Source organism: Coleofasciculus chthonoplastes PCC 7420, assembly GCF_000155555.1.
GTDB lineage: Bacteria > Cyanobacteriota > Cyanobacteriia > Cyanobacteriales > Coleofasciculaceae > Coleofasciculus > Coleofasciculus chthonoplastes_A.
In genome coordinates this window covers 133,719-156,314 of sequence record NZ_DS989857.1, presented here as the reverse complement: position 1 = coordinate 156,314, position 22,596 = coordinate 133,719, and the positions used below count along the sequence as shown (strand labels likewise).

General features: G+C 46.3%; 23 protein-coding genes. 10 read left to right on the top strand and 13 right to left on the bottom strand.

Features of this window, described 5'->3' with window-relative positions:
* Positions 1 to 143 precede the first annotated feature (143 nt).
* The 3 genes from gpmI (at position 144) to MC7420_RS22660 (ending at position 2,991) form a co-directional block, all read left to right on the top strand.
* Positions 144 to 1,742, top strand: coding sequence for a 2,3-bisphosphoglycerate-independent phosphoglycerate mutase (gene gpmI, locus MC7420_RS22670; protein ID WP_044209023.1), 1,599 nt, complete (start codon positions 144 to 146; stop codon positions 1,740 to 1,742).
* A 62-nt stretch (positions 1,743 to 1,804) separates the two neighbouring features.
* A complete protein-coding gene (secG, locus tag MC7420_RS22665) occupies positions 1,805 to 2,035 on the top strand; it encodes a preprotein translocase subunit SecG (RefSeq protein WP_044209019.1) in 231 nt (76 codons plus the stop codon).
* 122 nt (positions 2,036 to 2,157) lie between these two features.
* Positions 2,158 to 2,991 (top strand): peptidase, encoded by an 834-nt coding sequence (locus MC7420_RS22660; protein ID WP_044209097.1) that lies wholly within the window; start codon positions 2,158 to 2,160, stop codon positions 2,989 to 2,991.
* Positions 2,992 to 3,106: 115 nt separating this feature from the next.
* On the opposite strand, the gene MC7420_RS22655 is transcribed toward MC7420_RS22660, so the two are convergent.
* The 4 genes from MC7420_RS22655 to MC7420_RS22640 form a co-directional block, all read right to left on the bottom strand.
* On the bottom strand, positions 3,107 to 4,279 hold the full coding sequence (locus MC7420_RS22655; RefSeq protein ID WP_006103113.1) for a hypothetical protein: 1,173 nt from the start codon (positions 4,277 to 4,279) through the stop codon (positions 3,107 to 3,109).
* A 229-nt stretch (positions 4,280 to 4,508) separates the two neighbouring features.
* Positions 4,509 to 4,886, bottom strand: a complete 378-nt coding sequence (locus MC7420_RS40185; RefSeq protein WP_157453282.1) for a hypothetical protein — start codon at positions 4,884 to 4,886, stop codon at positions 4,509 to 4,511.
* 320 nt (positions 4,887 to 5,206) lie between these two features.
* Positions 5,207 to 8,035, bottom strand: a complete 2,829-nt coding sequence (locus MC7420_RS22645; protein WP_006103267.1) for a CHAT domain-containing tetratricopeptide repeat protein — start codon at positions 8,033 to 8,035, stop codon at positions 5,207 to 5,209.
* Positions 8,036 to 8,452, bottom strand: coding sequence for a hypothetical protein (locus tag MC7420_RS22640; RefSeq protein ID WP_157453281.1), 417 nt, complete (start codon positions 8,450 to 8,452; stop codon positions 8,036 to 8,038).
* A gap of 18 nt (positions 8,453 to 8,470) precedes the next feature.
* Here MC7420_RS22640 and MC7420_RS40180 point away from each other — a divergent pair, with 18 nt between their 5' ends.
* The gene (locus MC7420_RS40180) at positions 8,471 to 8,683 is read left to right on the top strand and encodes a hypothetical protein (protein ID WP_006103189.1); all 213 of its coding nucleotides are present in this window, start codon (positions 8,471 to 8,473) and stop codon (positions 8,681 to 8,683) included.
* 255 nt (positions 8,684 to 8,938) lie between these two features.
* Here MC7420_RS40180 and MC7420_RS22635 read toward each other — a convergent pair whose 3' ends face one another.
* The 4 genes from MC7420_RS22635 to MC7420_RS22620 form a co-directional block, all read right to left on the bottom strand.
* Complete coding sequence (locus tag MC7420_RS22635; protein ID WP_006103216.1) at positions 8,939 to 9,121, bottom strand: hypothetical protein; 183 nt, start codon at positions 9,119 to 9,121, stop codon at positions 8,939 to 8,941.
* 99 nt (positions 9,122 to 9,220) lie between these two features.
* Positions 9,221 to 11,572: an NACHT domain-containing protein gene (locus tag MC7420_RS22630; protein WP_006103147.1), complete on the bottom strand. Its 2,352-nt coding sequence runs from the start codon at positions 11,570 to 11,572 to the stop codon at positions 9,221 to 9,223.
* A 921-nt stretch (positions 11,573 to 12,493) separates the two neighbouring features.
* Positions 12,494 to 12,736, bottom strand: a complete 243-nt coding sequence (locus MC7420_RS22625) for a hypothetical protein (RefSeq protein WP_006103127.1) — start codon at positions 12,734 to 12,736, stop codon at positions 12,494 to 12,496.
* 12 nt (positions 12,737 to 12,748) lie between these two features.
* Entirely contained in the window at positions 12,749 to 13,786 is a 1,038-nt protein-coding gene (locus tag MC7420_RS22620; protein WP_006100142.1) for an IS630 family transposase, read from the bottom strand.
* A 98-nt stretch (positions 13,787 to 13,884) separates the two neighbouring features.
* On the opposite strand from MC7420_RS22620, the gene lipB reads away from it, so the two are divergent.
* Entirely contained in the window at positions 13,885 to 14,550 is a 666-nt protein-coding gene (lipB, locus tag MC7420_RS22615) for a lipoyl(octanoyl) transferase LipB (RefSeq protein WP_006103173.1), read from the top strand.
* On the opposite strand, the gene MC7420_RS22610 is transcribed toward lipB, so the two are convergent.
* Both MC7420_RS22610 and MC7420_RS22605 read right to left on the bottom strand, forming a co-directional pair.
* A complete protein-coding gene (locus tag MC7420_RS22610; protein ID WP_044209089.1) occupies positions 14,547 to 15,539 on the bottom strand; it encodes an adenylate/guanylate cyclase domain-containing protein in 993 nt (330 codons plus the stop codon). The two genes, lipB and MC7420_RS22610, sit on opposite strands and share 4 nt — an antisense overlap.
* Before the next feature lie 152 nt (positions 15,540 to 15,691).
* Positions 15,692 to 16,375, bottom strand: a complete 684-nt coding sequence (locus tag MC7420_RS22605; protein WP_044209087.1) for a DUF3120 domain-containing protein — start codon at positions 16,373 to 16,375, stop codon at positions 15,692 to 15,694.
* 348 nt (positions 16,376 to 16,723) lie between these two features.
* Between MC7420_RS22605 and MC7420_RS22600 the strand changes: the two genes are divergently transcribed.
* Positions 16,724 to 17,698, top strand: coding sequence for an undecaprenyl-diphosphate phosphatase (locus MC7420_RS22600; RefSeq protein WP_006103169.1), 975 nt, complete (start codon positions 16,724 to 16,726; stop codon positions 17,696 to 17,698).
* Positions 17,699 to 17,973: 275 nt separating this feature from the next.
* Here the strand turns inward: MC7420_RS22600 and MC7420_RS22595 are convergent, their stop codons facing one another.
* Positions 17,974 to 18,690 (bottom strand): TerC family protein, encoded by a 717-nt coding sequence (locus tag MC7420_RS22595; protein WP_006103236.1) that lies wholly within the window; start codon positions 18,688 to 18,690, stop codon positions 17,974 to 17,976.
* 175 nt (positions 18,691 to 18,865) lie between these two features.
* Between MC7420_RS22595 and psaM the strand changes: the two genes are divergently transcribed.
* Together psaM and MC7420_RS22590 are read left to right on the top strand one after the other, a co-directional pair.
* Entirely contained in the window at positions 18,866 to 18,961 is a 96-nt protein-coding gene (psaM, locus tag MC7420_RS37155; RefSeq protein ID WP_071777246.1) for a photosystem I reaction center subunit XII, read from the top strand.
* 511 nt (positions 18,962 to 19,472) lie between these two features.
* On the top strand, positions 19,473 to 19,865 hold the full coding sequence (locus MC7420_RS22590) for a slr1601 family putative cell division protein (protein WP_044209014.1): 393 nt from the start codon (positions 19,473 to 19,475) through the stop codon (positions 19,863 to 19,865).
* A 76-nt stretch (positions 19,866 to 19,941) separates the two neighbouring features.
* On the opposite strand, the gene MC7420_RS22585 is transcribed toward MC7420_RS22590, so the two are convergent.
* On the bottom strand, positions 19,942 to 20,646 hold the full coding sequence (locus MC7420_RS22585) for a tetratricopeptide repeat protein (RefSeq protein WP_006103198.1): 705 nt from the start codon (positions 20,644 to 20,646) through the stop codon (positions 19,942 to 19,944).
* Positions 20,647 to 21,160: 514 nt separating this feature from the next.
* Here MC7420_RS22585 and MC7420_RS22580 point away from each other — a divergent pair.
* Together MC7420_RS22580 and MC7420_RS22575 are read left to right on the top strand one after the other, a co-directional pair.
* Positions 21,161 to 21,625 carry a hypothetical protein gene (locus MC7420_RS22580; protein WP_006103250.1) on the top strand — a complete coding sequence of 155 codons (465 nt, stop codon included), beginning with the start codon at positions 21,161 to 21,163 and terminating at the stop codon, positions 21,623 to 21,625.
* Between the two features lie 11 nt (positions 21,626 to 21,636).
* On the top strand, positions 21,637 to 22,191 hold the full coding sequence (locus MC7420_RS22575; RefSeq protein ID WP_006103175.1) for a glutathione S-transferase family protein: 555 nt from the start codon (positions 21,637 to 21,639) through the stop codon (positions 22,189 to 22,191).
* Between the two features lie 176 nt (positions 22,192 to 22,367).
* Here MC7420_RS22575 and MC7420_RS22570 read toward each other — a convergent pair whose 3' ends face one another.
* Positions 22,368 to 22,505, bottom strand: a complete 138-nt coding sequence (locus tag MC7420_RS22570; RefSeq protein ID WP_006103223.1) for a photosystem II reaction center protein K — start codon at positions 22,503 to 22,505, stop codon at positions 22,368 to 22,370.
* Between the last annotated feature and the right edge of the window lie 91 nt (positions 22,506 to 22,596).

Here is a 22,596-nt window from a genome sequence, read left to right as displayed (position 1 = left end):
GAGAAAGAAAATAGACCAAAGAAGTCGCTAAATTTTCCGGCAAAATGGCTAAAAAGTCAAAAGAAAGGCAAAAATTAGCCATCAAATCAAGAAACTAATGATATCATGGCGGTGAAATTAGTATAGGAATAAAGAGCGATACTATGATGCAAGCACCTGTATCTCCTGTGGTGCTAGTCATCTTGGACGGCTGGGGCTATCGTGAAGCCAGGGATGGAAATGCCATTGCCATGGCTCGAACCCCTGTGATGGATAGCCTGTTGACGGCTTATCCCAGTACAACCATTCGCACCTCTGGCAAAGATGTTGGTCTACCAGAGGGTCAAATGGGTAACTCGGAAGTGGGTCACCTGAATATCGGTGCTGGGCGTGTCGTCCCCCAAGAACTAGTTCGCATCTCAGATGCTGTGGAAGATGGTTCGATCAGGGAGAATGCAGCCCTGCAGAAATTGAGCCAAGAACTGAAGCATCAAGGGGGGAAGTTACACCTAATCGGCTTATGTTCGGACGGTGGTGTGCATTCCCACATCAACCATCTGCTGGGATTACTCGATTTTGCTAAATCCCAAGGTTTCTCTGATGTTTGCGTTCACGCCCTTATGGATGGTCGGGATACCAACCCCAACTCCGGGATCAGCTATCTTCAGACCATTCAAGAGCATATTGACAAAATTGGCATGGGACGCATTGCCACCATTAGTGGTCGCTACTATGCCATGGATCGCGATCATCGCTGGGATCGCACCCAAAAAGCTTACGATATGCTCACCCAGGATGGAAATGGGGATGGTCGAAGTGCGGTTGAGGTGATGCAAGCGTCTTATGAGGCGGACATTACTGACGAGTTTATTCTGCCGACTCGGATTACGTCGGGTGCATTGGAACCGGGGGATGGGATAATCTTCTTTAACTTCCGTCCCGATCGCGCCAGACAATTGACCCAAGCTTTGACTGATCCGGAATTTGACGGATTTGAACGGGAACTGATTAAACCCCTAGCGTTTGTCACGTTTACCCAGTATGATCCCCATTTTCCAGTGCTAGTAGCGTTTGAGCCGCAGAACTTGAATAATATTCTCGGCGAAGTCGTTTCTCGGAATGGGTTGCGCCAATTCCGCACCGCTGAAACGGAGAAGTACGCCCATGTCACCTACTTTTTTAATGGCGGTTTAGAATTACCCTTTGAAGGAGAGGATCGGGAACTGATTCCCAGTCCCATGGTCGCAACCTACGATCGCGCCCCGGCGATGTCCGCCGTCGATGTGACGGATGTGGCGGTAAAGGCGATTAGCAAAATGATTTACTCCTTGGTGGTGATCAACTACGCCAACCCAGATATGGTTGGACATACGGGAAATATAGACGCCTGTGTGAAAGCCATTGAAACCGTGGATCACTGCTTAGGAAAGTTGATTGAAAGCATCAACAAAGTGGGCGGAACCGCGATCATTATCGCCGATCACGGGAATGCGGAATACATGCGAGATGAACAAGGTAATGCTTGGACGGCTCACACAACCAATCCTGTACCCTTTATCTTGATAGAAGGGGAAAAATTAAAAATCCCTGGACATGGCACGGACGTTGCTCTGCGGAGCGATGGACGGCTGGCAGATATTGCGCCAACGATTCTGGACATCTTGAACCTGCCACAACCGGAAGACATGACGGGACGTTCTATGATTAAACCCGTGGAGTTTGATGTACGGAAGAATCGGACGCCAGTACGAGTTGCTTTATAGTCTTTGGTCTTGGACGAAAAAAGAAGACCACATTGCCATTGACAAATAAGCCATAATCAAGTATGACCAGTCAAGTTCTGCAAATTATTTGGGCAGCATCTGCTCTCGGTTTGATTGTTTTAGTGTTGCTTCATAGTCCCAAAGGGGATGGTATTGGTGGAATTGGCGGTCAAGCCCAACTGTTTACCAGTGCCAAAAGTGCCGAAACCGCCCTCAACCGGGTGACTTGGGTGCTTGCCATTATCTTTATCGGTTTAACCATTGTTCTCAGTGCAGGGTGGTTGAATCAATAATGGTTTGTCCATTGTTTGCTGTTCGTTGTCTGTTACAACTGACCCCAGACAAAAACAGCAATGTTAACTGGGTTACACCCAAGGATTATCTAGGAAGGAATGACCCAAGTCACCAATTTGGGATGAAAAAAAGTGCAACTCGCAGGTTGAGGCGTTTCCTCTATAGCACCAGGAAACGTCTCTTGTGGATAGCGATCTTGACCAGTGGGTTGATTCTGTTACTATCGATATCTTGGCATGTCCCTGGGATTCCGTTCTCTCTCCCGACGCCTCAACCTCACCCGCTCCCCCAACCATTGGCGCAGTGGGATGATCAGACTGATGCTGGTGATTATTTCACGGAGATTAAGTTAACCCCGGTGGAGCATCTGGTTTGGTCTGAGTTTCCGGTTCAGGTTTATATTGAACACCCCAAAGAATCAGCGGAATCCTCGGCTAGTGCTAAACGATTTCACGATTGGTACGATGCTGTTTTACAAGCCGTAGAGGAATGGACTGTTTATTTGCCCTTACAGGTGGTTTCTGAGACGGAATCAGCAGATATTACAATAGTGCGATCGCGTCCTCCTTTGCAAGCCTCGTTTAACCGCGAAACCCAACGATTTGAGAACATTCGCGCCCGTACCGCAGAAACTCGCTACGAATTTTATCTGCGTCCCGGCGTTGAGGAATCACAACGTATTTTAGCCCATAAGTTTACTATTTATCTGAGTCCCCACCAAACCGTAGACTATACCCTAGCCACGGCTCGTCATGAACTCGGACATGCGTTGGGGATTTGGGGTCATTCTCCGGTGGAAACGGATACGATGTACTATTCCCAAGTTCGCTATCCGCCGGAAATCTCCGTGCGGGATATCAACACGTTGAAACGGATTTACCAGCAGCCTACTCGCTTGGGATGGGCAGTGACACCAAATCCGCCATTGGAAACCCCTTTTTACCACGGCGATTAAAATCGCGGCTACACAAACAAAGTCCGCCTACGCGGACTATATTATTAAGTCCTAATACCGTAGGGTGGGCATTGCCCACCAGCCTTAAGTCAGTTCCATTCCAGCTAACACCAATTTAACGCCGCCACAGATGGGCGATGAGACGATAGAGGAGGGCGATGAGAAACGGGGCGCTTAAACCGAGACTCCAGATAAAAATGGGTGAGGATAAAAACGAAACATCGGTGTAGGATTTCGGTTGGGGTTGTTGTACGGAAATCGCCGTAGCCGTTAAGCCGCTAATCCCCAGCACAATCCCAGCTAAGGCAATGGTATTATTGAGAGCGCGATCGCTCTTGGTTTGCTCTACGTTGATAATTCCTTGTAGGCTACTATTTAGATTCTCTAGCAATGTGAGTCCAGGTTGGAAGTTCTCACAGTCGGAGGCGACTTGGCGCTGGTATTTCTGGGCGTAGAGTTCACTGCTGAATTCTTCCAGAACCGTTAAGTCGCTCCCGCGATACTTTTTCTGTATACTTTGCAGCCGATAGTGATAGTTTTCTAGATTAATCGTTAGGGTACGGCTTTGGTTTTGCAGGGCGTTTAAAGCAATAGCATACTGCGATAAATTAATCAAGTGTTCTTTCATCGTTTGTTGCAAATGCCCCAACCTGATCCGGTTTTTTTCACATTGTTCAGTCATCTGTTGAATTGTGTCGATCGCGGGTTGAATATCCTCGTATTCCCCTTTAAGGTCAGATTTACGGACTTGGCTTTGGTAATACGACCAAACGATTTTATGGCGGTATTGAAACAAGCGCAACCCGTCATAATAGGTGGCTTGTACCTGGGTTCGCATCGCATCTGGGGTAGAATCGTGGGGAAAGAGCCAGATTAATAGGTGATAGCTTTCTTGGCGATAAAATTGCCAAAATTCGACAGGGGATAAGCCGGGATTAGGAGGACGATACCTAGTCTTGGCTTGAGCCACAGAATCAGCAGCGCTAAAGATATCAATGGCGGAATTCGTGAGTTCTTGGGTGGCTTCGTTGGGGATAGGGAGGGGAGGTAATCCTTTATTGCGAACGCCTACATTATTCTCAAGTTGATGACATTCCTGATGATACAGAGTATCGAGGGGAGGATAGCGTTCTGCAATTCTATCCAGATTGCCAATGGTATGGGGATTGGCTTTCATCTGTTCGGCTAAATCATGAAGTTGAGACTGCACCTCTGGCGGTAACGGTTGTTCTAATTTGGCTAAACCATTCAGGAAGGCGGTTAGTAATTGTTGGTGATAGTCATTCATGGGTAAGGTTCTCCATTCACCTTACCTTATTCTCTCATCCAATATGGCTATTCAGTATTTTCCCCCTCATCCCCTAACCCCTTCTCCCACCGTGGGGAGAAGGGGAACCGGATTCTCTTGCTCCCCTCTCCCCGGCGTGGGAGAGGGGCTGGGGGAGAGGGGTTGAGCTTAAGTTGACACCAATGACCGACGTGCACCCACTTATAATGAATGAGTCTTTGATACTCGCTCATGAGTCTTTGATACTCGCCAACGAGTCTTTGATACTCGCCAACGAGTCTTTGATACTCGCCAACGAGTCTTTGATACTCGCCAACGAGTCTTTGATACTCGCCAACGAGTCTTTTATACTCGCCAACGAGTCTTTTATACTCGCCAACGAGTCTTTTATACTCGCCAACGAGTCTTTTATACTCGCCAACGAGTCTTTAATACTCGCCCACGAGTCTTTAATACTCACCCATGAGTCTTTGATACTCGCCCATGAGTCTTTGATACTCGCCCACGAGTTTTTGATACTCGCCCACGAGTCTTTAATACTCACCCATGAGTCTTTGATACTCGCCCACGAGTCTTTAATACTCGCCCACGAGTCTTTAATACTCATCAACAAGCAAAATTGTAGGGTGCGTTAGCGAAGCGTAACGCACCATCACTAATTTACGGTTAAATTAGACGCAGGTTGGCAAAGGGCGCACGTCTGTTGGCAAAAGGCGCACGTCGGTCATCCGTATCAACTTAAGCTCAACCCCTCACCCCCAGCCCCTCTCCCACGCCGGGGAGAGGGGAGCAAGAAAGGTGTTATATTCCAATTCCCCTTCTCCCTTGATGGGAGAAGGGGTTAGGGGATGAGGGTGAAATGCTCGCCCTGTATTAGTTTTCTACCTTAAGTTGACACCAATGCACGTCGGTGCGCCCCTACGGGTATCATGGATTATCTGGTGGCGCACCTGTAATCGTAAACGCCGCCCAATAATAGGGATGTTGAAATGGTTTTGCTTGCTGCTTATCGGGTTCCATGTCACGGATTTTGCCCAATTCTATTCTAATCTTGGGGCGGAGGGTATTTTCTTCTTTCGGTAGTTGTTGCTCAAACTCCTGATAATATAGCGCCAACTCCTGATAGGTGAGATTCTGTAACCACTTTTGAGTCTTCGTCAACGCTACCCCAGGCGGTTTCCCTTTTTTCAGTTGACAGTAAAAATAAACGATGAACAGCGAACTACTTATATCATCAAGAATTATCCACAGCGTACTCAAGACATGGGAAACCCCTTGATAAACAAACGCACTGACTAATCCCACATAATCTTTTTCAATCGTTTCTCTTCCAGTCAGGGCGGTTTCACAGGCGGCGAGGGTGACGAGGTAATAGGAATTTAAGCAAAGCTGACGGATATCATTAATCGTTAATTTATCCTGATGATTGAGGAGTAAGGCTGAGTTTTGGGGTGTCTCGTACTCATACGTTCCATGTCCGCTAAAGTGGAAGATAGTGTAATTTCCGTTAAGAGCATTAGTAACCGTGGTTTTCGTGGCTTGCTCACCGGAAATGCGCTGAGAATTGGGGAACAATTGGGCAATCGCGGCTGATTCAACAACGGCGTTGGGAAGCGATTTACAGTTTTGGTGAGGGGGAGAATCAATCAGTAGGGGCAAAATAGGGTGTATCTCTCCACGGTTATGTAAATTGAGTCCAATTTGGGCGCTGGGGAGATAGGTAATCGTGAATGTATCGGGAAATAATGCATGGAGGGGGAAGCGGTGTAAGTCGCGGTGGGGAATCAGAATTAGATTTTGAATTTGAGTGCTGGGATTGGCGTTAGATTCAGAATTTAGTTGAGTTAAAATGGCGGGAATATTCAGGATATGATGTAACTCTTCCAGTAACTTAGGTAAATTATCCTGCCAAGATTGCCCCAAGTCTTGCTCATCCATTTTATCCCCCTTCCGTCCCCCTTTTCGATCCCCCTCCCGTCCCCCTTCAAAAGGGGGAAGCCAGATGTTGCTTCGCTTTTTTTGCACGGGGGGCTGGGGGGGATTCTTCCGATACTCTTGATAGGAGTAATCCCAGATTTTAATCCAATCCTCTAAGGGTTTAATCCCCCTAACTTCCCCCGACGGGGAGAGAGGTGCATCAATAATAATCGGATTCTGGCTATTGTGTTTAATAATAAACGTCGTCAGGGCATTTGGACTCAGATGCCAATAAATAATCGCGGTTGTGGGATTAGTGAGGGATTGTATCTGGCGATAATCGGGACTAAGCGTGGTTTCATTTCGGGCATCAAGTATCCAGGTAAGATAGAGATTTTTATTCATCTCGGCGGTTTCTAATGCCAAGATAGGTTCACCCTCTTCGACTAAAACATCGACTCGCATTTGGGAGAAGGGGAGGAATTTAGCCAGGAGTCGGCGTTTCTGGAATGTGGATTTTTGACGATTTAATAAATTCTGGAATACCTTTAAGCCTTGGTTGCGCCATTCCTTGGCTTCTGTGTCTTGGTTTAAACCCAATAAGGCGCGAATGAGGTTTTGGATAACTTCTAAATGCTGTTCAGGATAGGCGTCTGGGGTGAGGGTAATCAAGGCTTGGTGATATTCGGTTCGGGCTTTACGCCAATAGTCGCGGTAATTGGGCTGGTATTTTCCTTGCCAATAGTGGACGATTCCTCTGTATTGATGCAATCGTCCCCAACCTTCGGGGTGGGTGTCTTGGAGACAATGCTTTAAGCCTTCTTGAAAAGATAACAATGCCCCTTGATAACCCCGTTGAGTTAAAGTGGGATTTGGCAAGATTGGGGAGGTATCAGGGAATTGGAACTGTAAAAAAGTCGCCGCTTCGGGATTATAGTGTCGGGAATTTCCAGCAGCAATCCCTCGGTTTAGCCAAGCGTCGTGGAAATCAGGTTTGAATTGAAGGGCTTTGTCATAAGATGCGATCGCCTTTTCATACTCTCCTAATTCAGCTAGCACTAAACCCCGGCTTAGCCAAGCTTCGTGCTTATCAGGTTTAATTTGAAGGGCTTTGTCATAAGATACGATCGCCTTTTCATATTCTCCTAAATCACCTAGCGCCTTACCCCGATTGTGCCAAGTTTTGTGCAAGTCTGGTTTGAATTGAAGGGCTTTGTCATAAGATGCGATCGCCTTTTCATATTCTCTTAAATCAGCTAGCGCAGCCCCCCGATTGTGCCAAGTTTCGTGCAAGTCTGGTTTGCATTGAAGGGCTTTGTCATAAGATGCGATCGCCTCTTCATATTCTCCTAAATCATCCAGCACCAAACCCCAGTTGTGCCAAGTTTCGTGCTTATCAGGTTTGATTTGAATAGCTTTGTCATAAGATGCAATCGCCTCTTCATATTCTCCTAATTTAGCTAGCGCTAAACCCCGGTTAAGCCAAGCTTCGTAGGAATCAGGTTTGATTTGAATGGCTTTGTCAAAAAATGTGATTGCCTCTTCATATTCTCCTAATTTAGCCAGCGCTAAACCCCGGTTAAGCCAAGCTTCGTAGGAATCAGGTTTGAATTGAAGGGCTTTTTCAAAAGATGCGATCGCCTCTTCATATTCTCCTATATTCAATAGCGCAGTCCCCCGGTTGTACCAAGCATTGTGGTCGTCAGGTTTAATTTGAAGGGCTTTATCATAAGATGCGATCGCTTGTTCAAATTGCCCTAACTGAAAATATTCACATCCCTGATTAAACCATTGCTGTGCTAAGTATTCATTGATGTCTTGTCCTTCTGATGGTGTCATCTAGCAAAGTTCTCCTTCTGCAAACTCCCTACCAATCTCTGCGGCAATTTCCCCCAATTCCCCACACCCTACCCGACTCAACCGCACCAACTGCGACGCCAACTGATGATCCGCCTCTGGCAATTTCCGTAACTGCTTCCCATACTCTCGCAGCCACGCCTTAAAATAGCGGTCATTCATCCGATGTCCTAACTGTTGGAATACCTCTTCTGAGTTCCATCCCTGACTCACCCCCGTTAGCAGTTGCCGAAATAGCTGCTGATAGTCTGCATCACTGAAGCGTTGACGTTTCACCCGCCTGTGTCGTTTCTGTTTGAGGAAGGGGGGTAATAGGGGCTGATTCAGCCGCATCAGCCACCGCCAAAACTGCTTCACCATTAGCTTGTCGAAGAGGGAGTATTGTTTGTGATTGTTCACGGGACGTAGAGACGCGCCATGGCGCGTCTCTACAATAGCCCAGACGCGCCATGGCACGTCTGGGCGGGTTTAGTTACATCTGGGTGCAACCGAAAAGATAATAGTGAAACCCGCCCCTACAAACATTGCGCCAGATACCGTGAAAGTCTGGGTATTGTTTTATGGTATATCCTTCTTCTATCGGGGTGGGGTCGGATGCGATCGCGATTTGGGAATTCAGGCGCCGTTTGAGTAAAGGGCGACCCGATACAATTGAGTGGATGGGTAGTGTTCATTGATGCAGGCGAGTCGCCCCTACAGCATCGTAGGCTTGTGTTTGTTCAAATTCACCGCTATGAATCTCGTTTAAATATCTGCCGAATGTGGGTTCTAAAACGGCGACAAAGGACGCCTATACTGTACCTGTAGGGGAGCGTGTAGGAAAACATCACGATTTAGAAACCTGCGAAGGCAGGTTTTGTTTGTGTAGATGCGGTTTTAACCGCCCTATCCTAATTTAATGAAGACTGCCTGTAGCAGCTTCACCAGTTCAAAGGTGACAAAAATAGCGAGGATGGCTGTAACCAAGCTATTCAAGAAGCGATTATTGCCATAGCCAAAGACAGAGGCGGTAAATTTGATCAACACAAAGGTGAGACAGGTAATGACGGCAAGTTGCAAAAAAGTCATAGGTTCTTGTTTAACTAAGTATTTTTGCTGATTAGACTATATCACCTATCCATCGACTCAGGGTGATTGGGCGTGTTGGACAACTTCTTTCAGCACTCCCTATAATAACGTTGTCTCAATCTCTTGTCTTACAGTAGCTGTGAGCTGACAATTACTCTTGAGACAGTCTACGATTAACCGATTAGCATAATCATAGGAATCAAACCGTTTTTGCCATAGCGCACCCAAGTGCCATTCATACCCTATATTTCGATGGTCAATCATTACCGATCGCAACTGCGCTACCCACTCTTGACTATGCTGACGCCACCACTGCTGAATCTTATCTTTATCGTCTTGGCAGTTAGGCAACTGCTGTTTCAATTGCCGGAGTGCGGTACTAAGTGGAGTATCTTGGGTTAGATAGTCGAGTTCAAGGGCAAGGTGTAAGGCATTGAGTCGATCATCAACCAGATCAGGAGTCAGCGCGATCGCAACGGCTAATGCTTGAGTTAAGGCTAAGTCTAATCCGATATCCCCAGCTAATTCACCTGCGAGTCTAGGATCAATGGCTAAGGCTAATGTGGAGTCACCCGCGAGTCGATGATTGGGGGGTAAAGCAAGGGTTAAGTAAAAGGCACGAACAGCCGCCGATTTGTAGGAGGTGGTGACAGTCAAGGCTTTTTTTCGCACCCAGTCAAGTAGCCCTGGTAACGTCTGGGCGGTGGGTTCAGCAGGGGACAATTTGGCGGGCGATCGCTCGTTTTTATGCGGCTTCTCTACCTCTGCCACAACTAAAGCATCAATCTGTTGCTTGAGGCACTGTATCATTCCATCAGCATGGGGTAACATCTGGGCAGTGAGTAAAATCACTTCCCGCCAGCGTTTTTCGGTGAAATGGAACAATAACTGGGGAATAGAGGTTTCAGCATCAGCGACAATTGCCCTTGCTGTAAAATACTCTTGAAAGGTTAAATGAGAAAACGAATAAATTCCCCTCGCCCGTTCAACTAATAAACCATGCTGTGCCTCAATGGATTTCAACACCGCCGCACTATCTAATTCTAGGGTAGCCAGATCCAGGCGATCGCCTAACTGTTGCTGTAAATAGTCGCCAATCAGATGGACGAGGGTGCTTTCGGTAAAGAAATAATCCCCTTGCTCAAATGTTATGGCGGCTATCTGACTCAGCAATTGTAGCTTATGGGACAAGGATAAATTACGATAAATATCATCCCGTTTAATCCCTCTGGCTTCGTCCCACCGAATCAGTAGCAGATCAAGTCCTTGTTTGTAGAGATCACAGCGTTTTTTGGGGAATTCTGTTTTAGTTTGAAAGACTAAACAACTCAGATTTAACAAGACAGGCGTTGTTGCCAGTTCTCGAATTGGTTGATTTTCGGGACTTTCTAACTGTTCCAAAAATAGCGCCGCCTTTTTTAATCCTGATGCAGGTTTATTCCGGGCAACGGCGATAAACCAATTTTTGACAAACTGTTCAATTTGAGGGCGTTTGAAGTCAGCCAGTTCGACCTCAGTAAAGCCGGGAAACCTGTATTCTTTAGCGGCAATCCGACAGGTAATAATAATTTGATTTTTATAATAATGGTCGGCTAGCTGGCGAATCTGGCGAATGACGGCATCACTCCAGGTATCTGGCACTTCATCCAAGCCATCGAGTAAGAGCAATGCTCTGCCTTGATTTAAAACCGTTTCCAGCTCTGGGGCTGTCACCTGGCAACGCTCAAATTCTTGGGTAATATAGTTAAAAAGATTCCCATTATTTTCACAACAAGCATCCTCGGCAAAGTTTTTCAGGCGGATAAAAATGGGAACCTGTTCCGGTTTAAATTTACCCGTATTACATTGAATCGCCAGATGTTGTAAAAATGTGGTTTTCCCGGCACCAGGTTTTCCTAATACCATTAATTTGCCATATCGTTCCACGGCTTTGAGTCCGGCAAGCCCTTCCAGTCGAACATTGCCTAAGCCCAAGCGATCAAAGTCTTTTGATTTGTCGCCTTGTAGATCGTTGAGGTCGAGCCATCGTTGACTGCTAATTTCTTCGAGGATATTAACATCGACATAGAGTTCATCTAAATCAATCGGTCGGGTAATATCTAATAGACGTAGGGTTCCACATTGATGGTGCAGTTTATCATGATGCTTTTGTCGCACTTGATTGACGAGAGTATTAATATCATTGTCAATCGTTTGAACATTCGGCTTGGGGTGGGGGTTAGCCGTTGACGGTAACGCGGCTATTTCGTCGAGATCAAGATCGAGGCGAAAGCAAATTTCGATAAAAACGTGATGATCAACAGGTTTCCCCTTAAAAAATTTCCAAATCGGCTGACGAGTTTCTAAACCTACTTCTCCGGCTAAGTATTCCTGTGTCCATCCCTTACGCAGGAACGCTTGTTTGGCTTTTTGGATGCCTTCTGTAGATGCTTTGAGCGAACGTCTTGCCATAGCCTATCGGTGATCAAGTGCAGGACAAATCCTACTGGATTTAGCTAGAGTGTTCCCACTTATTTGGTAAAATGCGACATTTTAGGGATTTTTTGAGATATTGGGAGAGATAAATCGATGACTTGGTGTACTAAAATGGAGAGGTCGGTCGCTACTGGCAGATGGGTGAGCGTATCAAGTTTGCCAATAGCGCGGATGTGTAGGTGTTTTTTGAGGCGGCTCTAGAAAAATGGCTGAATCGCTTGGTGTATCAGGGGTTGAACACCATTGCCGTAAAATTTCAGCCGCGCAATTTCTGAAAGGTATACTGTAACTGGTTTTCAGCGAATTGTATAAATAGGCTCTTGTCAAACTCTATGCCTGAAATGCTATTATTTTTATCAGTCGCGCAACTGTACCTTGATAACTACATAGTCTCAGGCTTCCAGATGACCGTCCTCGGAATTCCCCTGAATCCCTATCAGGGATTGAAACCGACAGCAGCGAACAACTGAGAGAGTGATTGCGACTCGGAATTCCCCCTCATCCCCTAACCCCTTCTCCCTCCGTGGGGAGAAGGGGAACCGGATTCTCTTGCTCCTTCCCTGGTGTGCCGACTTTTTCCATGGTTTTTGATGGAAACACCTTGCATCACCTATGTTTTGGGCTAGTAAGCTGTTCGACATTTAAACCTTAATGTCAATAATGGTGAAATCCTTGTAGTGCGTTTAGCGAAGCCATGCCGCAGGCTTTGCATCTTGCTCGCTACTAATACCCAATTTAAATGCATAACAGCTTAGCTATGCCCTAATTACAGTAGGAGCCAGGGCAACCCTAGACAAACTCCTAAAGTATGTGAAAAATCAGGAAAAACCAGACTAAGGATGCTGCCGCTTATTATCTTCGTTTCGCACTCCTGGGGACTGCGCTTAACTATTTCGTTCAATCTGAATTCAAACGCTTGTTAATCTGGTTCATCAGTCCAGTGAACAGCGCACCTGCCATTAAAAGACCGATCGCGGGTGTAAAGACAGGGTTCCACAAGCTATACCACAGGTCTAATCCCAGTGAAACACCAATCGATCGCCCCAACAGCGCGATCGCGAACCAGAAAAAGCTGAATAAAACCAGGAAGAAATCAGCAACTAATAACTGATTTACCCAATAGATAAGTTTGTCTTTCATAATATAGCAATCCTAAATAGATTGTGGCAATTTTCCATACTGAAATATTTTGGGAAAATCGAATATTTGACCATCAGCAAAAAACTTAAATAACCACTTAACTATTTTAAAAGAGCTGCAAAGATGATAAAATTGTCTAATGAAAGTTTTAACTTGCAACCAAATATCTTCGACTGGATTTTGTTCGGGAGCGTTCGGAGCAAATTTCGTACAACTTATCAACCAGTCTTCCTCTGATAAATCTTGATTAATTGTCTTTAAGTATTCTCGAAACTGCTTGGAATCATGGTAAGTTGCACCATCCCAAAATATCGATAATTTTTTTCCGGGTCGTTTCCTTTGTAAATATTCGATGAAATCGATTGTATTTTCGCTGTTTCCACTTTTATATTCTTTGACTATAAACTCTTTGGTTTGATAATCTAAAGCCCCATAATAAGTCTGTCTTTCTTTTTCATTTTTGAGAGGGACTTCTATTCTTGCATCTGTTCTTCCCCACGCATAACCTAACAAATCACCCCACAGCAGATGACATTCGTCAAGCATAAGCACCGTCCGGCTTCCAGCTTCTATTTCCGGTTTCCATTTTTCTAGCCTTGCCTCTATTTCTTTTTTTTTAGCTTTGACTAATTCATCATTTTTAGCCGGATTCTTTTTTTGAGTCTTTTTCCAACTCACTTGAGCCTCTTTAAATAAGCTATAATAACTTTGATTGGACTCAAAAACTACATTATATTGCTCCTGCAAATACTTCTGCAAGTCTGATAATCTTAGATAATCTTGTTCTCTCAACCACTGAATTGTTTGCTCTTTTTCTTCAGATTTTAAGTAACCTGCTCTACCTTTATATTGAAGCTTTAAACTTTCTACACCCTGAAAAAGCGCTTGATTTTTCCATTGGCTGATAAAACTGTGAGAAACTTTTAATAGTTCTTTGACTTCACGATAAGATTTTCCTTCCAAAATCATTTTTACCGCCAAGGCTCTTTTAATTTCTTTGGTCTCTTTTGTCTGATTGATAAAATTAGCCAATTCATCTATAATGTTCATCTTTTGTCTTTTTACTAGGGATGTGTTATTACTATTATATCTGTTGCGACCTATTTAGGGCTGCTATAGGTAAGTTATCTTCAGAGAATAGGACGTGAATGGCACAACGTCAATGCTTACTATACAATCAAGGACTTATACCATATACCGTCGCCTGGGAACAACAGCGATCGCTTCTGTCACAACGGATTAACGATCCCACCCTTGATGATGTTCTCTTATTAATGGAACATCCACCAGTCTATACTTTAGGTCAAGGTGCAAGTTTAGACTTCCTCAAGTTCAACCCTACAGAAGCTGATTTGGAGGTTCACCGTATAGAACGGGGAGGTGAAGTCACGTACCATTGTCCCGGTCAACTCGTCGGCTATCCCATTCTCAATCTACGATATTATCAGCAAGATTTACACTGGTATCTGCGACAGTTAGAAGCCGTCTTAATTGAAGTGTTGGCGGTTTATGGACTCAAAGGCGATCGCGAAACCGGGATGACTGGTGTTTGGCTTGAGGGACGCAAGGTTGCCGCCATTGGCATTAAAGTTAGTCGTTGGATTACCATGCACGGCTTTGCCCTAAATGTTGACCCCGACTTAAGCGGGTTTAAGCGCATTGTCCCTTGTGGAATTGCCGATAAACCAGTGGGTAGTCTTGCCCAGTTTATTCCTAATATTACCGTAGACCAAGTCCGCCCCATAGTAATTGCCAAGTTTGCCGAGGTTTTCCAGGTTAGGTATCACAACTCAGACCGATTTAACCCGGTTTAAGTCAAGTTTTCCGAACAGCGAGTCGCTAAGAACTTATTCAGATCAGCATAGGTTCCCGCATAGGTAGTGGTTGGCTTCTCATACCCTTTCAGGCTAACAATATGTTGTTTAAAGCCCAGGTTGTTGTATCCTAGCTGTTCCAGATAGCTATAGGTATCTTCTCCCAAAGCAATATCCAGACCAATTTGTTTCGTCGCCGACTCCAGACGAAACGCCGCATTCACTGTATCGCCAATTGCAGTATAGTCAGGGCGATCTCCACTGCCCGTATTTCCCACCATCGCATAACCCGTATTCACTCCCGTACCAATGCGTAGCGGGAAAGGTAGGGGGTACTGACTGGAAAGGGATGCCGTCATCCGGTGCAAATCGCTAACCGCTTGCAACACATTCATAGCTTCGTCTTTACTCACCCCTTTATGCCCATGAAACCAAATTGCCATCACCGCATCGCCAATATATTTATCCACCCAACTTCCCGATTTGCGGATAATATTTCCCGATTGGCGAAACCAGGTGCCAATCACGGCAGAGAGAATCTTTTCATCCAGTTGGCGAGTTAGAACCGTAAAGTCACGGATATCCACCACCATCACCGACATGAGGCGGCGCACATGTAACGTAGAGGTTAGGGTTTCACTACTTGCGGGTTGGCTATAATCGCGGGTACGGGTATCGGATGGTGAATGAAATTCCAGTTCAGTCTGACCAAACATCAGCTGATCGCCATTTCGTAATGTCACCGGAATACTCACTCGGCGTCCATTCACGAAAGAACCATTGCGACTTCCCAAATCAATTAGATAGAAATCACCAGTTTCAGTACACTGTAACATCGCGTGATTTCGGGAAATCCAACGATCAGAGAGGACAAAATTGTTATCATCTCCGCGACCAACTGTCCAGCAATTACTACCCACCAGGGGGAGGTAGCGGTTACCTGTCTCAGTCGGTAGAAGTAAATAGGGAGTGGATCGTAGAGTCACCACAGGCACAGAAGCAACGACGGGTTAAAAAATAAACAGAGGATTAAGTCTATATCCTAGTAGATGCATTCTGAAGCCAAACGAGTGATTCCGGAAACTTCACTACCCTTATGGTTTGATGTCAATATTTGTTTACTGTAGACATTCATGAGCTTTTATTGCAGTGTAGCTGCTAGCCAAAATAGGCTATCTACCAAAATTGTACTCAATACTGCGCCACTAAATGCCCACCACGGCAATTGCCCTCGGGTCAATGCCCCACATCCTACTAATCCTAGTGTACATCCTAAAACCGCTGCCCAGCTAATTCCCCAAGGGGTTTGTACTTGTGCGATCGCTTCTTGCAAGATCGGGGTGATTAAGGCTGGATCAACGTCCATGATTTGACGCCAGTAGGGAATCAAATCCGTTAAATAAAAATATACATCGGTGAGAGCCGTCCCGAACAGAGAACCCAGGTAAAACAAATTACCTACAGCGCCTCTACCCCGCCATAACCCCCACAGGGCAAACGGTAGACCAATGGCTTCGATGGGTAAATGTAACAGAGGTTCAGCCCGCAGCCAGCCCCAATAAATTGAACCGGCTAGCCAGCACCAACTAAAACCCAGTAACAAATCTCCCCATACTCGCATCCCTGGACGCGCCAGTAGCTTGAATCCCAGCCAGATCCATCCTAAGGTCAACAGTAAACTCAACCAGGGAAGTTGCCGGACTAATGGCGCTTGCACAAACACAGGGACAGAAACCAGAAATGAGGCAGCAGCAAACAGCCACCAGCCTTGAACTCTAGCTTTTGAGCCTATCCCTAGACCATTCAGGGGGCTACGGATTGACATCAAAAACCAAACCTCTTCTGATGGATCGGAGTAGTTGGAGGATGTATCAGAAAACATACTATTGCGAAACACGATTTGTTTAATTTTCTTTACTTATGTTTACATATCTCAATATATCATGAGCATTATCCCCCCTAGGGGGATATGACCTATTATAGGGTATAGCTAGCACCTCCAGAAAGTTTGCGATCGCGATCAAGCTATGCCAGAATGCCGATGAAAGCGGGTGACTGGTAATTAGTAATTAGGGATTGGGAATTTTAACAAGCCTCAGCTCCTGACTGTTCCCTGTTCTCTTGTCCTTATGCTCAACTTGAATTATGTCCGACTACTTATCCGACTACTTACATGATCAAATTGCAGTGGCGGTGGTCTAAATTTTTAAGGATTAGCCTTCTGAGTGCCTTACTCACCATACCGTTGAAGAGTTTTGGCACCACCATTCCCACAGACGTCGCCGTACCCACAACCCAATCCACCTCCCAGATGAACATAGTTCAGGCGTTGGTACTGGGAATGGTGCAGGGGTTAACGGAATTTATCCCGATTAGCAGTACAGCGCATTTAAAAGTCGTGCCTGTAGTATTAGGCTGGGGTGATCCGGGGGTGGCTTTTACGGCAATCATTCAACTGGGGAGTATTGCCGCCGTGCTGTGGTATTTTTGGTCAGACTTATGGCAAATTTCCACAGGCACAATTCAAGCGATTCAGAGGAAGGATTACCAAGCCAACGATTTTCGCATGGCGGTGGGTATCGGCTTAGGTACTTTACCGATTGTCTTCTGTGGCTTGTTAATTAAGATATTTATTCCCGATTTTGATAATTCGCCCCTGCGGAGTACCGTCGCGATCGCCTGTGCTTCGATTTTTATGGGGCTGCTGTTGGGCGTTGCCGAAAAGATCGGGACGAGAGAGCGAAATTTCGATAAGTTAGGGATGCAGGATGGCATCTTGATGGGATTTGCTCAAGCCTTGGCACTTGTTCCTGGCGTATCGCGATCGGGTTCAACGATTACAGCAGGCTTGTTTATGAGATTGGAAAGAGGAACAGCCGCCCGCTTTTCCTTTTTGCTGGGTATCCCCGCGATTACCCTAGCCGGGTTAGTCGAGTTAAAGGATTTATTAGAATCCGGAGTTGGGGAGGGGGGATTCATGCCTCTCACCGTGGGCGTGATATCATCAGCCGTATTTTCTTATGCTGCGATCGCGTGGCTGATTCGTTACCTACAAACCTCAAACACTTGGATCTTTGTCTGGTATCGCGTCGCCTTTGGTGTGGCAATTTTAGCCGCGATTATCGCCGGGATAATGCCCGATAGTTAGGTAGTGAGGGGAGGGAACAGGGGAGCTGGGGAAGCTGGGGGAGCTGGGGAAGCAGGGGAAGCTGGGGGAGCTGGGGGAGCAGAGACATTCTGATGAAACATCTTTTGTAGGGGCGGGTTTTACCACTAACGTTTCGTTGTCACCCTGATATAACTAAACCCGCCCCGACCTAACCGTTCAATTATCACAAATGACGTAGTTTGCTTCTCAAGGGAGCGAGTATAACAAATGACAGATGACGATCCTCGCCATTAACTTTAATTTTTCCCACCGACTTATTCAGGCTGTTCATTAACTTCTGGTAGTGAGTTGTCAGCTTCATTCGTGCGTTGGGCAAATCCCCACAGGAAGATCAAGGCAATAATGGTAATCATTAACCATTCGGGCGGCACGAATTCTGGATTAATCGCTCTAACCAAAAGTCGCAATCCGACTATACCGACGGTAATGTAACCTGCATCCTCCAGATTGGCATACTCCTGTAGCCAGCGGATGAATAAACCTGCCATAAATCGTAGGGTAATCACACCAATAGTGCCACCTGCCAGAACCAGCCAGATTTGGTCAGAAATTGCGATCGCGGTGGTGACACTATCCAAGGAAAATGCTAGATCAGTAATGGCGATCAGAGGAATTACTTGTAACAGTGATGTAAATCGGGGTCCATGATGGTGATGTTGTTCATCTTCCTCGGAGGTGAAATGCTCGAAGACTAACCAAAGCAAATAAGCCGCGCCGAGAAGTTCAAATTGCCAAAACTTGACCACCCACGTTGCCGTCAGAATCAGACTGATCCGCAGAATGTAAGCCACCACCAAGCCAAAGTTCAGCGCTTGTCGCTGAAGTTGCTTGTCTTCTAACCCTTGAGCAATTGTTGCCAGCGCGATCGCGTTATCGGCTGACAGCACCGCTTCGAGGGCAACCAAAATCAGCAGGACTAAGGGGGCTTCTATTCCTAGATTGAACGGTAACTTAAAAACTTGATCCAGCATTAATGAAATAAATAATGATTTCGAGTATTGACGAGGATGTAAGCTGCACTTGCTCGGCAACTATGGTTCCTTCTGTTAACTAATCTTAACGTGTTGCCCAAAATTTCTGCCGAAAACGGAGCAATAGCCAGTAGACTAAAGGTCATATTGATGTTTAATTAGGAGCTTGTAAACCATGTCCCTTTCAGATACCCAAGTTTTCGTCGCTCTCGTCGTAGCGCTCATTCCCGGTATCTTAGCCTTCCGTCTAGCTACGGAACTCTATAAGTAGTTCTCATTCTCAATCGGGCTGGGAACTGGCGAGGATGAGGGGTGTGATGTCAACCCTTGTCTTGTGGATACGGTTTGAGTTGCACCCCTCATCTCATAATTTCTGATCATGGCAGCAAAATGCTGTAAGGTATCTGACTATCCTCAGCAGAGTATTGCCTGCGGAAAACTCTTCGTCTATGATCTGAACTTTAGACAACCAGCTCGGTCGTGTCAGTCGGTGGACTGGTGAGTGCCGACACTGCCAGGATGAAGCCGGACGAAAATGTTAGCGATTGTCAACCTTTTGGCAACGGACATACGTTCCATTAGCCCCTAGGCGTACAGTTTAAAAGCACGAGTCTGTAACTATCCAGACGAGAGGCGAACGCTGGCGCGTCAAACGTCGTTAGTCAATAAGGCGGTAGGGGTCTTACCAACTTTTGTACAAGGGAAGCGATTACTTTTTGCCGAGCTTTCCTCTGCCGCTAAATCAAAGACGATAACGGGAGTCTCCAGCGAGTTTTTTTGAGATGAATGCAATCCCAACCTCTCGACCCACTCGGCAACCTTTACCAACCCGCCGCAGGGTTCCTCGCCAAGAGCGTCGTCCACGGCGGCATTCCGACTCCGTTGTGGCAGGTGAAATTACGGTTAAATTAGTGGTAAATCTGATTCTTTGTACTGCCGCGATCGCGGGATTGGCACAACTGTTGCCTTATCATCTGTCCCAAAAGGCGAAGTTGCAAGAAGTACGATCAGAAGTGAAACGCACCCAAAGCCGTGTTCAGAAACTCCGCAATGACTTCGGCGAAGCGTTTGATCCGGCACAAGCTAGACGAGTTATGCAAGATCAAAGTTATCGGGTTGATCCAAATCAGCGTCAAGTCGTCTGGGAAGATCGACGTCTCATGCCCGATAACTAAATAGGGGCTGCTGAATAAATTCTGGGGTGGGAACAGGGAACAGGGAACACTTTCAACCCCCAGTTGAGGTTTGAATTCATGCGCTTAAGGGATCAAGTAACTCACCCATCCAGGTTTCAACTTTCTGGCGCAGGCGACCCGAGGTTCCTGACACAGGGAGTTGAGAGAGGGCGCGTTGATAGTCAGCGATCGCGCAGTTCCAGTCTCCCCGCAGATGATAGGTACGACCTCGTTCGGCATAGATGTGGTTTTGTAGGCATCCCAGGATTAAAGCCAAGTCGAGGTTTTCTATAGCGAGGTCATAAAGCCCTAATTCCCGAAACGTGATGGCTTGGTTAATCCAAGTGCGAACATTACGCGGATTGAGATCCAATGCTTTTTCGTAATCGGCGAGTGCTTTGGCTAATTGTCCCATGGCAGCATAGTAATTGCCGCGATTATTGTAAGCGCTGTCCAATTCGGGATTGAGTTGTAAAGCTCGGTTGTAATCGTCTAAAGCTTTTTGACGCTGACCCATTTGGAAGTAAATCAATCCTCGGTTGTTATAGTCAATGGCGTGGGTAGGATGATGTTTAATTGCCTGACTCAAAAGCGCGATCGCACTACTGTACTCTCCCTGTTTGGCTTGGCGTTGAGCTGAGGTGCGTAAATTTTTAATCGAAAGGTGGTCAGGGGTTCGAGGGGTCAGTGTAATCATGGGTAAAGGCTGGGGTTTCCGGCGGGACATGGGAATCCATTGTCTATTCTCTTCATCGCCTTTGATAAATACATGAGCGTTCATAATCGTCCTCCAACAACACCTGCGGTCTATCTACAATCAACCTTAAGTCTGGCTGCACCCCGCGAGTTGGTGTCGGTGTGTCACTTCCTGAGGCGTCTTTACTCCTCTTCATAATCACCAGCCAACCCAACTGATTGATGTTCTATGAGAAATCTACAGCACAGCTTAGCTGCTTTCCTGAAATCTTAATCAATGAAGCTGAGTCATTCCCTCTATCCTGGGTGTGGTTCACCCCGCTAGCTGTGTGAACCTACAAAAATTGGCACAATCGAACACGAGTTCATTCCGCTCGCAATCAGCACTCAAACCTTTATTGCCATCTGGCGATGCTCTGTCCCCCAACCTTACAGGGCTAACGGTAACCTGCCAGAAATCTGCAACGTTTCTTTACATTCTCCAGCAAGAGATTGCCCAGTCTAACTCACCAATAAAGAATGTCCAGTCTAGAAGGTGGTAAAATGCAACCCAAGTAACTGATTGGTTTGGGTTGGGAATCGTTAAGGACACTGAAAATATGGCAACGACAACAGCATTACAGGATGCTCCTGACGTTAGTGCGGATAACTATTTAGTGGTAGGGTTAGCCACCTGCTTCTTGAAACAAGAGGGTGAAGTTGAGGAGGTGAAAATCCTGGAACCGATTCCTTCGGCGGCTCTGGAGGCAGTTCTCAAAGGGATTCCGACCTCCTATTCCATGGCGCATGGCACCACACTGGGCGAGGTGATCAGTGGTGACACCCCAGAAAAACCGCCGGAATTTCCCGCAGAGGCTCATTTTTGCGACGATTTTATCGCCCGCGCGATCGCAGCAGCTCGCACGTACAAAACTCGTCCGGAGGCACAAGCCCACATTCCCCCCGGTACAACACGCGATGATTTTAACTACTCCATCGAACGCAAGCGGGTGCTAAATCAGATCCGAGTTGTGCGCAAGGAAGACGACGTTAAACAGCACGAATACACTCACAAAGTTCTATAACCCAAACGACGATGCTGAAACTTTATGGTGGCTCCCGCAGTCGGGCGTCAATTGTCCAGTGGTATTTAGAAGAACTGGGCGTTCCCTACGACTATATACTGTTGGACATGCAAGCTGGAGAACATCGCCAGCCGGATTATTTGGCGATTAATCCCATGGGTAAAGTCCCAGCTATTGTGGATGGGGATTTTCAACTGTGGGAGTCAGGAGCAATTTTGCTCTACCTGGCTCAAAAATATGGCAACCTGAACGGATTGGAGGAGCAAGCAACCATAGCTCAATGGATTTTGTTTGCCAATGCGACGCTTGGTCCGGGAATTTTTGTGGAGGCGAGTCGAGAGCGGGAAATGCCGAAATTATTTCCCCCGCTTGAGCAGCGTTTACAGAATCAACCGTTCTTGTTGGGAGATCAGTTTAGTGTCGCTGATGTGGCTGTGGGATCGTATTTGAGTTATATCCCGATCATGTTACAGCTTGACCTGAGCGAGTACCCAGCTATCTCAGACTATATTAAACGCCTTGGTGAGCGATCGGCGTTTCAGAAAACGATTGGCGGACGCAGCTAAATATATAAAGCTGTGGACTATGAATCAGGACACCCCTAACTGGAATGCTGCTGACTTAAGCTAGGTTCGTAGTAGGCACGAAGCGTGCCAGAAGCCTTCGCATCGCTTACTACAAACTCTAAAGTCAGTGCCATTTTCCCTAACTGGGTGTCCTTGCCATAATTGATTTTATTGATTTACCGGAAACCCACAGCCGCTTGCCAAACAAACGCTAGCAGCAAGAAAAAGACGGGGATGACTGGGAGAACATCTACGATAGGGTCAAAGATAGAGTAGGCTTCAGGCAATTTTGCCAACAGCATGGCTGCTTCCATAGTTAAGTCTTCCTTTCTAAACGAATTTTCAGAATTGAAATGGATCTTAACATGAACTGGGTTACAACTGAGCTAGCTTCAGGGGGTAGGT

Coding starts and splice junctions, on each gene's coding strand:
- gpmI (WP_044209023.1), top strand. CDS start 144: ATGATGCAAGCACCTGTATCTCCTGTGGTGCTAGTCATCTTGGACGGC.
- secG (WP_044209019.1), top strand. CDS start 1,805: ATGACCAGTCAAGTTCTGCAAATTATTTGGGCAGCATCTGCTCTCGGT.
- MC7420_RS22660 (WP_044209097.1), top strand. CDS start 2,158: ATGAAAAAAAGTGCAACTCGCAGGTTGAGGCGTTTCCTCTATAGCACC.
- MC7420_RS22655 (WP_006103113.1), bottom strand. CDS start 4,279: ATGAATGACTATCACCAACAATTACTAACCGCCTTCCTGAATGGTTTA.
- MC7420_RS40185 (WP_157453282.1), bottom strand. CDS start 4,886: ATGAGTATTAAAGACTCGTGGGCGAGTATTAAAGACTCGTGGGCGAGT.
- MC7420_RS22645 (WP_006103267.1), bottom strand. CDS start 8,035: ATGACACCATCAGAAGGACAAGACATCAATGAATACTTAGCACAGCAA.
- MC7420_RS40180 (WP_006103189.1), top strand. CDS start 8,471: ATGGCGCGTCTCTACAATAGCCCAGACGCGCCATGGCACGTCTGGGCG.
- MC7420_RS22635 (WP_006103216.1), bottom strand. CDS start 9,121: ATGACTTTTTTGCAACTTGCCGTCATTACCTGTCTCACCTTTGTGTTG.
- MC7420_RS22630 (WP_006103147.1), bottom strand. CDS start 11,572: ATGGCAAGACGTTCGCTCAAAGCATCTACAGAAGGCATCCAAAAAGCC.
- MC7420_RS22625 (WP_006103127.1), bottom strand. CDS start 12,736: ATGAAAGACAAACTTATCTATTGGGTAAATCAGTTATTAGTTGCTGAT.
- MC7420_RS22620 (WP_006100142.1), bottom strand. CDS start 13,786: ATGAACATTATAGATGAATTGGCTAATTTTATCAATCAGACAAAAGAG.
- lipB (WP_006103173.1), top strand. CDS start 13,885: ATGGCACAACGTCAATGCTTACTATACAATCAAGGACTTATACCATAT.
- MC7420_RS22605 (WP_044209087.1), bottom strand. CDS start 16,375: ATGTCAATCCGTAGCCCCCTGAATGGTCTAGGGATAGGCTCAAAAGCT.
- MC7420_RS22600 (WP_006103169.1), top strand. CDS start 16,724: ATGATCAAATTGCAGTGGCGGTGGTCTAAATTTTTAAGGATTAGCCTT.
- MC7420_RS22595 (WP_006103236.1), bottom strand. CDS start 18,690: ATGCTGGATCAAGTTTTTAAGTTACCGTTCAATCTAGGAATAGAAGCC.
- psaM (WP_071777246.1), top strand. CDS start 18,866: ATGTCCCTTTCAGATACCCAAGTTTTCGTCGCTCTCGTCGTAGCGCTC.
- MC7420_RS22590 (WP_044209014.1), top strand. CDS start 19,473: ATGAATGCAATCCCAACCTCTCGACCCACTCGGCAACCTTTACCAACC.
- MC7420_RS22585 (WP_006103198.1), bottom strand. CDS start 20,646: ATGAACGCTCATGTATTTATCAAAGGCGATGAAGAGAATAGACAATGG.
- MC7420_RS22580 (WP_006103250.1), top strand. CDS start 21,161: ATGGCAACGACAACAGCATTACAGGATGCTCCTGACGTTAGTGCGGAT.
- MC7420_RS22575 (WP_006103175.1), top strand. CDS start 21,637: ATGCTGAAACTTTATGGTGGCTCCCGCAGTCGGGCGTCAATTGTCCAG.
- MC7420_RS22570 (WP_006103223.1), bottom strand. CDS start 22,505: ATGGAAGCAGCCATGCTGTTGGCAAAATTGCCTGAAGCCTACTCTATC.